This window comes from Priestia sp. BR_2, assembly GCF_041954005.1.
Lineage (GTDB): Bacteria > Bacillota > Bacilli > Paenibacillales > Paenibacillaceae > Paenibacillus_AQ > Paenibacillus_AQ lautus_A.
In genome coordinates this window covers 1-2,456 of sequence record NZ_JAVFHM010000200.1, presented here as the reverse complement: position 1 = coordinate 2,456, position 2,456 = coordinate 1, and the positions used below count along the sequence as shown (strand labels likewise).

Sequence of the window (2,456 nt, the reverse complement as noted above, 5' to 3'; positions counted from 1 at the left end):
TCGTTCTTTTTAAATTCTTATTTTACATACAAGATCAAACCGACGTTAGCGCAGTTTTTTCAATTCCCTTTAACCTATGTCGTGAACATAACAGTATCAACTAGCGCATTATATTTATTGGTTGATTTAATGCATATGAATGAAACCGTATCGCCTATTTTGGCTTCGGTTATTGCTATTCCTTTTACGTTTGTTATTTCAAAAAAAATCTTAGTTCAAAAAGCATAGACTAGTAGAAATCTGACAAAGGGCGTCTTTTTGTCAGATTTTTATATGCAGTGTTAACTTTGGCTAAAAATAAAAGGCAGGTAACGTAGTTATGTTTGATCGAAAGAAAATTGGGATGCACGTTCTAGCGGCTATCATCTTTATGCTGACCATCTTTAGCGTGTATTTTTATTTCTACTTATCCGAAGGTTATATGACCACACGGAATACGGATGCAACGGTTCAACTGCTGTTCTTTCGTTATTTTTTACATGAACAGTTTTTACATGGCGATTTCTTTTGGTCATGGAAGTACGGTTTAGGAGGAGATGTGTTTGCAAATTTCAGCTATTATTATTCAACGTCCGTATTCTTTCTCCTTACTTTATTTCTAAAATTAGATGCGTTAAATGATGTGCTAGCGCTCAATACAATCATCAGCGCATTAAAGCTTTTTTGTGCCATGATGTTTATGTATGCTTTGCTTCAATACAATAAGCGTTCGTACACTGCTTCCGTTATAGGAGCAATGATTTACGGAGGTTCTAGCTTTTTTGCCGGCTATTCCAACCGGTTTGATTTTATGGCAGAAGCATTTGTATGGCTGCCGCTGTTGATTCTTTCATATGACCGCTTAGTGGATCAAGGAAAAAAAGGGTTGTTCATTTTTGCAGTATTTGTAGTGATAACAACGAACTTTTACTTTGGCTTCATGAGCAGCGTGTATTTAAATATTTATGCCGTGTTTAAATACTTTTTAGCTTCGTCATCGTATTCGTTTAAAAGCTTTGTGAAGTATTATATAACGCTAATTAAATACTATATTGTTGGGTTCTTGCTCTCGGCTTTTGCGTTTATTCCAACCGTATATGCATTTTTGCATGCAGGTCGATTTGATAAAGAGTATGATATTCCGCTATTTTATACAAATATTTTTTATCATAATGTGGTGTACAACTTCTTTTATCCTTACTCGGCTTCGCAAACGCTTGGAATGTCGATTGTTGGTTTGATTGCTATTTTGTTAAGCGTGCTGTATATCAAACAAAAAGAAATGCTGATTCGCGTATGCTTATTACTCTTTATGATTGGACTGTACTTTTTCCCATACGCTTATTCATTCTTTAACGGCTTGTCAGCTATGCAGCCACGATGGATTTACATGCTGATTTTTACGTGTGGAATGGTAGCGGCATATGCAATTGACTATGATAAAAAAGGGTCAAAAGTACGGACGGTTTACTTATTGCTCCTTCTTCTAGGCTTTTTATGGTACACAACCTACGTGCCATCACCAAAAGAGCTCCCGAACGATGGAGTTGAAATTGTCTTTTTTGTAATTGTACTGTTCGCTTTTTTACTTCGTTTTCAACTGAAAAAAGCTGTCTTTTTTGTATGCTTAACAGCCGTTGCTATTGGCAGTATCGGCTACAACAACTTTATGATGTTTACGCAGGATCTAGGAGACGTGCTTGCTCAAAAAGAGTCGACGCTTCAAACGTTTTCAGGAAGCGGATATGACAGTGAAACGGATCAAGAAGTGATTAACTACATTACGCAAAGCGATGATTCATTTTATCGCGTGATGTGGAATCAAATTAATAAAGAAAATATTCCGCTGTACTATAATTATCACGGATTCAGCAGCTATCAAAGTTTGATTCCAGATAATGTTCACAGCTTCTTTAAAGAAACGTATAATATTGCGCAAATGGACTCACCAAGCCGCTACAGTAATTTAGATCAGCGCCTGTATGTAGAAACAGCGCTTATGAACAAATACTATATCGTTAAAAGCGGTGATGCCTTCCAGCCGTACGGTTTTACGTTACTAAAAGAGTTAAACGGATATAAAATTTATAAAAATGATCATTTTCTTCCTATTGGATTTATGTACAATCAAGCCGTTTCGACAAATCAGTTTAATAAACTGAATGAAGTGCAAAAAGATCAGCTGATGTTAAAAGCTGCAGTCGTTGAAAAGAAAGGGAACTTAACACAGTTTGATGTAAAAAAACTAAAAAGCAAGCAGCTGTTTAAAGGAATGAAAAATATAAAGCTTGAAAATATTGATAAAAACGGAAATGTGTACACAGCACGAGACAATGCAGTGATGCGCATGCCAGTAACAACAAAAGTAACAAGTTCAGGCGAAACGATACTTAAAATGGCCTTTAACAACCTTACAACAGGTGCTTTAAACTTAGGAATCAACGGAAGGAATTTTGAAAAACGTTCGGTCAACAACA

Annotated in this window: 2 protein-coding genes; both read left to right on the top strand. The window is 35.9% G+C overall.

The window, feature by feature from the left end; translation table 11 throughout:
• Positions 1 to 228: GtrA family protein (locus RB298_RS15115; RefSeq protein WP_486047482.1), on the top strand; the 228-nt coding region annotated here is incomplete at its 5' end.
• 91 nt (positions 229 to 319) lie between these two features.
• Positions 320 to 2,456, top strand: a 2,137-nt coding sequence (locus RB298_RS15110) for a YfhO family protein (RefSeq protein WP_486047481.1), incomplete at its 3' end; no start/stop codon positions are given.